The sequence below is a fragment of the Gilliamella sp. B2824 genome (genome assembly GCF_026536245.1).
Lineage (GTDB): Bacteria > Pseudomonadota > Gammaproteobacteria > Enterobacterales > Orbaceae > Gilliamella.
The window spans coordinates 65820-73160 of the sequence record NZ_JAFNON010000012.1 but is presented as its reverse complement, the minus strand read 5'-3'; the positions used below and the strand labels follow the sequence as shown (position 1 = coordinate 73160).

Sequence of the window (7341 nt, the reverse complement as noted above, 5' to 3'; positions counted from 1 at the left end):
AATAAACCCTTAGTTTTTAAATTAAAAGACAAAGTCAGTGAAAAGCGTTTATTCTCTTATGATTTTTATTTTAGTGATGGTCCTGTTTTTATCTCGCCTAGACTTGCCAATTTACTTTCAAGCAATCAAGATTTTTTACATGATGTCCAGCTAATAGATGCGACAATAATAGTTAATGGTTGCAGCTATTCTGGTTATAAAGTATTAAATATTCTTCGTTTAATATCCTGTATTGATATGAATAAATCGGAATATGTACCAATATTAGATGATTATCCTGATGGACCGATGAAATTTTATAAAATGGTCTTTAAAGAAGATATAAATGAGCAATTTTGTATGGCAAGGTGTGAAGAATCTGAAGGGAAGATTGTGATGTCAGAGTCATTACGACAGTTTTTTATAAAAAATAAAGTAAAAGGAATAGATTTATACACATCATGTCATCAAACTGTCTATGGATAATAGTGAAGTTTAAGTAAACCTTTTAAAGGATGTTGTTATGATTTATGAATTTATGATAGGTAATTATGCTAATCGTTATTGGTTCCAATATGACTCAACTGTCGTTGATCTTTACGAATTTTTGCAATGCAAGAAGATTCAAACAAATAAACCCTTAGTTTTTAAATTAAAAGACAAAGTCAGTGAAAAGCGTTTATTATCTTATGATTTCTATTTTAGTGATGGTCCTGAATTTATCTCGCCTAGACTTGCCAATTTACTTTCAAGCAATCAAGATTTTTTACATGATGTCCAGCTAATAGATGCGACAATAATAGTTAATGGTCGTAGCTATTCTGGTTATAAGGCATTAAATTTTCTTCGTTTAATATCCTGTATTGATATGAATAAATCTGAATATATACCATTATTAGAGAGTTATCCTGATGGACCAAAAGAATTTTATAAAATGGTCTTTAAAGAAAATATAAATGAGCAATTTTGTATGGCAAGGTGTGAAGAATCTGAAGGGATAATTGTGATTTCAGAGTCGTTACGACAGTTTTTTATAGAAAATAAAGTAAAAGGAATAGATTTATCCACATCATGTAATCAACCTATCTATGGATAATAGTGAAGCCATCTATTACAATACGTTAAAGTACAGCGATCTGATGTAGGTAGATTTATTCAACTTAATCCGCTACATCAGCTTATGCAAACTTAAATGAAAGAAATTCATAACAAGGGTCAAAAGGAAAATTGGACATAAAAACAATATAAAGAAACCATAAAGAAACAAATAAAAACAAAAAGAATTGAACCACGTAGTGGAAAACTATTTTAAATAAAAATTCAATTAAGCATTTTAAAGGATGTTGTTATGATTTATGAACTTATGATATCTTCTTGTTATCCTGATCGTTATTGGTTCCAATATGTCTCAACAGGAGATGATTATTACGAACTTTTACAATGCAAAAAGATTCAATCGAATAACCCAATAGTTTTTAAATTAGAAAAAAAAGTAAGTGAAAAACGTTTATTCTCTTATGATATTTATTTCAGTAGTGGTCCTGTTTTTATCTCGCCTAGACTTGCCAATTTACTTTCAAGCAATCAAGATTTTTTAAATGATGTCCAGCTAATAGATGCAACTATAACTGTTAATGGTTGCAGCTATTCTGGTTATAAAGTATTAAATTTTCTTCGTTTAATATCCTGTATTGATATGAATAAATCTGAATATGTACCAATATTAGATGATTATCCTGATGGACCAATGAAATTTTATAAAATGGTCTTAAAAGAAAATATAAATGAGCAATTTTGTATGGCAAGATGTGAAGAATCTATAGGGCGAATTATGATGTCAGAGTCGTTACGACAGTTTTTTATAAAAAATAAAGTAAAAGGAATAAATTTATCCAAACAGTATATTGATAATGACTTCATATTTTCGTACTGATATAGACATATTCACGTAGCCTGACCCGATAGTTAACTGTTAGTGAAATAAAATAATGAACGAAATTGATTATACTTTACATAATTTACCAATGTTGCTTACTAGAAATAAAAACAAATGGTGGCAAGATAGCGTTATGCAAAGCTCAACAGCTTTATTTGGTTTTTTAAAAAACATGAATTATTGATCGATGTTGAACCGTTTGATGAAGAGGGTAATTTAAAAACTGATACGGTTCTTAAAAAATCAAACCTTACACCAGAAGGTCAGGAGTTATTTGATATTGCTGTTGATGGATGGTTTGATTATTTAGCTAGAAGTACAGTTACAACCAAATATCAAAATCTTAGTCGGCTTGAAAAAGCTTTAGCTAAAATTCGAGAAAGTAAAAATAATGAAGTAAGATAAACATCTCACAATAGATAATAATTAAAATATGAGGTATTTATGGCTTTGGATTTTATAGCATCAAGTAATCAAAAAGAAATAGATGAAAATTCACCGATATTTTCACTTGAAAAATTTGATTACGATGAATTATTCAATAAAGCAAAACCAATAAATCAGTATTCAATAATAAAAAAACTTGATGATTATTATGCTGATACAATTATTCTATATGGGGAAATTCAGCCGTTAATAAAAGAACTTGAAAATCTTATTAAAATAAAAAAATTCCAACCGCAATCAATTATTGATTTTATTAATTTTTTAAAAGAATCTTTTAATGATGGATTAAATATATATATCAATAGTGACTAAAGGGATTGAGTGGTAGACTTTATTTTATCTGTGCTGTGATCTTAATATTGACCGATTTAATGAGTAACACTATACGGCATCGATTGAACGGCAAAAATTACATGTATCACACCGTGTCGTTGTTTTGTATGATACCTGATGGATTAAAGCGCTAAAAAATGGATGTCAAATATGAGTATGGTAGATTTAGATATCGTAGATGTTATAAAAAAGGTGGTTTTTAGCGTGTTTTTCAACTCCAGAAAATAGACATTTATTAATGATTGTCAATTAAGTGTGATGAAATCAGCTTTTTTGTATACGGCAACTTTAAATCTTTTTAATATAGAAATATGCATTCCCAAAAAACAGCGAAATGGGTATGAAACAATCGATAATAAATTGTCCAAAAACATCAATTATATAAACTATATCAATTTAAGTGATTATCACGGGATAATGAAAACAACATTTAATGATCTATTACAATCTAATACGATCTTACTGTTACCAGAATATACAATAAAACAAGAAACGGATATTGAACAAATTGAAATAGAATTTAATAGCGGCACTACTATCATTTATCAAAATAGCAATTTTCCTCCTGCAATTATATCGAATAAATTAAAAAATCTCATTTTAGAATAAACGACAAGCTTACTGGGTAGCCCACAATACCATGCCACATCAACCTACAGGATAGCGAGTTTAGACCGATCGAGTATTGAGGATGTAGTGAGTTATGCCAAACAGCAATTAGATAGCGTGACACAAGAGTGAATAAAACTTAAGCCATTATTTACCTTACTTAGCATATAAAACGCCACCAGCTTTTTCACTGAATCTCCCATTAAAAAAATTTAATTGTGCTGAATATATATTGTTGTTTAAATGGAAAATAGCACTTAAAATCAAAACAGTGATAAATCGAAAGGATGATGTAATGAAAATTGATTTTTTATTCTTGTGGGCTGAAGTTGGCGTTTGTTACGAGATTACTAATACGGTTTTAAATCCGTGGAGATCAAATCTCAATAAATTAAACAAAACACTTCCACATTATGACAAATTGTTTAAAACAACAGATTATGAATTAGTATTTACCATATCTGCTACACAAGAACACAAAAATTTAGTCTACGGTCCGACAACATCGTCAAAAAACAAAGTGGTTTATTTCACAATTTTTATACCTTATAAAACGTTTAGTTGTTATAAGCAACAAATGTTCTATGTTCTTGATACCATCGCAGAGGGAATTATTTTTGTATTTAATAAATATAAAGTGGATCCTTCAGGAATAAAAGATGTGTTTGAAACATTAAAAACATTGATTGCCAAAGATCCGGAAAGATATCAAAAATGGCTAAAAGATCTAGAGGACTGAAAATTTTAAAAATTTACAGCGCTTAAGGCGTTATTGCCTTAGATAGATTGCAAAAGTAGCTAACCATTTGATAAAAGTTCTTATCGAAAAACACAAAACTAATGCACAAAACAATACGAATATTGAAAGTGCTGTTTGGAAAAATATAAATAATGGTAAATTTAAGGAATATCCATGAAGCGTGAACCACTTTATCACCTGTATTATTCAGGAATAGACACTGTCGATATCGTTCCCGAATGGGAGCATAAAAACAGAGAGCAATTTTGTCATTATTGCCATAGACTAAAACTACCTCACGGTGGTATGGATGTGATTACGGATGGCAAAATTAGAAAAAACCTAGATATGCCCATGGTAGGCGATCTTATGATACCTAGTATTATGTCGCTGCGCTTATTGAATTTGCTGGGTGAAGAGGCTGAAAAACATTTAAATATAGGTTTTATTTATAATAAAGTGGAAAGTGAAAAGCATAAACAGCCATTTATGACTTTTATTAGTAAATATGATTACGTTGTACTGAGAGGTGAAACGCCAAATATTTTTGATGGACAGCCTGTTCCTGAGAATGATCGTCTAGTTGTCTGTCCTGAATGCCATTTCCACTCAAGAAGAGAAAGAGCTCCAAGGTTTTTATTTGAGCGCGAATATCCACCATATCCAATATGCTGTACGGAATTTGGTTTACTAATATATGAAAGTATTTATGAAAGGCTGAAAACTATCAAATTAGTTGGGGTATGTGTAGAGAAAGTCAAGGTTAAATAGCAAGATACGTATTCTTGAAATCATAATAGCAGGCTTGTTAATGCTGTTTGGGAAAATATAATTAATAACAGATATAAGGTATACAGAAATGAAGCGTGAGCCACTTTATCACCTGTATTGTTCAGGAATGGTTACTGTCGATCTCATTCCCGAATGGGAACATAAAAACAGAGAGCAATTTTGTCATTATTGCCATACACTAAAACTTCCTCACGGGGGTATGGATGTGATTACGGATGGGAAAATCAGGAAAAACCTAGATATGGCTAATACAGGCTATTTTCTGATACCTAGTAGTATGTCGCTGCGCTTATTAAATTTGCTGGGTGAAGAGGCTGAAAAACATTTAAATATAGGTTCTATTTATAATAAAGTGGAAAGTGAAAAGCATAAACAGCCATTTATAACTTTTATTAGTAAATATGATTACGTTGTACTGAGAGGTGAAAAACCATATCTTTTTGATGGACAACCTATTCCTGAAAATGAGCGTCTAGTTGTCTGCCCTGAATGCCATTTTCACTCAAGAAGAGAAAGAGCGCCGTGGTTTTTACTTGAGAGCGAATATCCACAATATCCAATTTGCTGTACGGACTTGGGTTTACTTTTATATGAAAGTATTTATGAAAGGCTGAAAAATATCAAATTAGTTGGGGTATGTGTAGAGAAAGTCAAGATTAAATAGCAAGATACGTATTCTTGAAATCATAATAGCAGGCTTGTTGGTGCTGTTTGGGAAAATATAATTAATAACAGATATAAGGTATACAGAAATGAAGCGTGAGCCACTTTATCACCTGTATTATTCAGGAATAGACACTTTCGATCTTGATTCCAGATGGAAGCTTAAAAACAGAGAGCAATTTTGTCATTATTGCCATAGACTAAAACTACCTCACGGTAGTATGGATGTGATTACGAATGGGAAAATAAGGAAAAACCTAGATATGCCAATGGTAGGTCGTCTTCTGATACCTAGTATCATGTCGCTGCGCTTATTGAATTTGCTGGGTGAAGAGGCTGAAAAACATTTAAATATAGGTTCTATTTATAATAAAGTGGAAAGTGAGAAGTATAAACAGCCATTTATAACTTTTATTAGTAAATATGATTACGTTGTACTTAGAGGTGAAAAACCATATATTTTTGATGGACAACCTATTCCTGAAAATGAGCGTCTTTTTGTCTGCCCTGAATGCCATTTTCACTCAAGACTAGAAAGAGCGCCGAGGTTTTTACTTGAGAGCGAATATCCACCTTACCCAATATGCTGTACTGAAATGGGTTTGCTAATATATGAAAGTATTTATGAAAGGATAAAAAATATCAAATTAGTTGGGGTATGTGTAGAGAAAGTCAAGGTTAAATAGCAAAATACTTATTCTTTTGAAAACATAATAGCATGCCGAAAAGATTTTCCCAATCTTTTCGGCTATCCTGCCCGACATTCTTACCGACCGCCGTTACCAGTACGACAATCTGGACAGATTGGTGAGTAAAAAAACACCCGTCAGGGACAGACCGATTACCATTATGACGTCACCGGCCGAATCGAAAGCTGCCGCAACCAAGCCTACTGGGAAACCCTACAATACGATGCCGCCGCCAACCTGCTGGATAAAAGACGCAACCAAGACAGCAGTACCGACAACCAGAACCTGGTCCGCTTTAACCAGCTACTTCACTTCCGTGGCCTGTAATACACCTACGACGCAAACAGATATCCCCACAACAAACACAGACAAGCATTATCATTATGAACAGAACACCACCTAACAGAAATACAGCAGAATCCTAAGCTATCAAGAGCAATATTTAGACAAACAAACTGGCTTACATTACAATACTTTTAAGAAGAATTGGTTTACGTAGTGGAAAAACTATTTTAAATAAAAATTCAATTAGGTCGTCTAATGGATGTTGATATGATTTATGAACTTATGATAAGTAATTATCCTAATAGTTATTGGTTCCAATATATCTCAACTGGAGATGATTATTACGAACTTTTACAATGCAAAAAAATTCAATCAAATAAACCAATAGTTTTTAAAATAGAAAAAAAAGTCAGTGAAAAACGTTTACTCTCTTATGATATTTATTTCAGTGATGGTCCTGTTTTTATCTCGCCTAGACTTGCCAATTTACTTTCAAACAATCAAGATTTTTTACATGATGTCCAGCTAATAGATGCAACTATAACTGTTAATGGTTGCAGCCATTCTGGTTATAAGGTATTAAATATTCTGCGTTTAATATCCTGTATTGATATGAATAAATCTGAATATATACCATTATTAGAGAGTTTGCCTGATGGACCAAAAGAATTTTATAAAATGGTCTTTAAAGAAAATATAAATGAACAATTTTGTATGGCAAGATGTGAAGAATCTATAGGGCGAATTGTGATTTCAGAGTCATTACGACAGTTTTTTATTAAAAATAAAGTAAAAGGAATAGATTGATCCATATAATTCAATTTAGTAAACCTGGCTATTAACAATAGTCAGGAAAGACATCTGATAAA

Annotated in this window: 11 protein-coding genes; all 11 read left to right on the top strand. The window is 31.5% G+C overall.

The features are described 5' to 3' along the window. A partial coding sequence (locus tag J3U56_RS10665; RefSeq protein ID WP_267367655.1) for an imm11 family protein occupies window positions 1-465 on the top strand: 465 nt, incomplete at its 5' end. A gap of 37 nt (window positions 466-502) precedes the next feature. After that, the gene (locus J3U56_RS10660; protein ID WP_267367653.1) at window positions 503-1075 is read left to right on the top strand and encodes an imm11 family protein; all 573 of its coding nucleotides are present in this window, start codon (window positions 503-505) and stop codon (window positions 1073-1075) included. 252 nt (window positions 1076-1327) lie between these two features. After that, complete coding sequence (locus J3U56_RS10655) at window positions 1328-1912, top strand: hypothetical protein (protein WP_267367651.1); 585 nt, start codon at window positions 1328-1330, stop codon at window positions 1910-1912. 183 nt (window positions 1913-2095) lie between these two features. Further along, complete coding sequence (locus tag J3U56_RS10650; RefSeq protein ID WP_267344161.1) at window positions 2096-2320, top strand: hypothetical protein; 225 nt, start codon at window positions 2096-2098, stop codon at window positions 2318-2320. Window positions 2321-2359: 39 nt separating this feature from the next. Further along, complete coding sequence (locus J3U56_RS10645; RefSeq protein WP_267344160.1) at window positions 2360-2674, top strand: hypothetical protein; 315 nt, start codon at window positions 2360-2362, stop codon at window positions 2672-2674. A 438-nt stretch (window positions 2675-3112) separates the two neighbouring features. Continuing rightward, a complete protein-coding gene (locus tag J3U56_RS10640) occupies window positions 3113-3304 on the top strand; it encodes a hypothetical protein (protein WP_267367648.1) in 192 nt (63 codons plus the stop codon). Window positions 3305-3599: 295 nt separating this feature from the next. Next, window positions 3600-4043, top strand: coding sequence for a hypothetical protein (locus J3U56_RS10635; protein ID WP_267344159.1), 444 nt, complete (start codon window positions 3600-3602; stop codon window positions 4041-4043). Between the two features lie 174 nt (window positions 4044-4217). Next, the gene (locus J3U56_RS10630; RefSeq protein ID WP_267367646.1) at window positions 4218-4814 is read left to right on the top strand and encodes a hypothetical protein; all 597 of its coding nucleotides are present in this window, start codon (window positions 4218-4220) and stop codon (window positions 4812-4814) included. Between the two features lie 88 nt (window positions 4815-4902). Next, the gene (locus J3U56_RS10625) at window positions 4903-5499 is read left to right on the top strand and encodes a hypothetical protein (RefSeq protein ID WP_267367644.1); all 597 of its coding nucleotides are present in this window, start codon (window positions 4903-4905) and stop codon (window positions 5497-5499) included. 88 nt (window positions 5500-5587) lie between these two features. After that, window positions 5588-6184 carry a hypothetical protein gene (locus J3U56_RS10620; protein WP_267367642.1) on the top strand — a complete coding sequence of 199 codons (597 nt, stop codon included), beginning with the start codon at window positions 5588-5590 and terminating at the stop codon, window positions 6182-6184. Window positions 6185-6739: 555 nt separating this feature from the next. Next, window positions 6740-7279, top strand: coding sequence for an imm11 family protein (locus tag J3U56_RS10615; RefSeq protein WP_267367640.1), 540 nt, complete (start codon window positions 6740-6742; stop codon window positions 7277-7279). Window positions 7280-7341: the final 62 nt, after the last annotated feature.

What these genes read in the sequence shown, in the direction of transcription:
- J3U56_RS10660 (WP_267367653.1), top strand. Translation starts at nt 503, where the DNA reads ATGATTTATGAATTTATGATAGGTAATTATGCTAATCGTTATTGGTTC.
- J3U56_RS10655 (WP_267367651.1), top strand. Translation starts at nt 1,328, where the DNA reads ATGATTTATGAACTTATGATATCTTCTTGTTATCCTGATCGTTATTGG.
- J3U56_RS10645 (WP_267344160.1), top strand. Translation starts at nt 2,360, where the DNA reads ATGGCTTTGGATTTTATAGCATCAAGTAATCAAAAAGAAATAGATGAA.
- J3U56_RS10640 (WP_267367648.1), top strand. Translation starts at nt 3,113, where the DNA reads ATGAAAACAACATTTAATGATCTATTACAATCTAATACGATCTTACTG.
- J3U56_RS10635 (WP_267344159.1), top strand. Translation starts at nt 3,600, where the DNA reads ATGAAAATTGATTTTTTATTCTTGTGGGCTGAAGTTGGCGTTTGTTAC.
- J3U56_RS10630 (WP_267367646.1), top strand. Translation starts at nt 4,218, where the DNA reads ATGAAGCGTGAACCACTTTATCACCTGTATTATTCAGGAATAGACACT.
- J3U56_RS10625 (WP_267367644.1), top strand. Translation starts at nt 4,903, where the DNA reads ATGAAGCGTGAGCCACTTTATCACCTGTATTGTTCAGGAATGGTTACT.
- J3U56_RS10620 (WP_267367642.1), top strand. Translation starts at nt 5,588, where the DNA reads ATGAAGCGTGAGCCACTTTATCACCTGTATTATTCAGGAATAGACACT.
- J3U56_RS10615 (WP_267367640.1), top strand. Translation starts at nt 6,740, where the DNA reads ATGATTTATGAACTTATGATAAGTAATTATCCTAATAGTTATTGGTTC.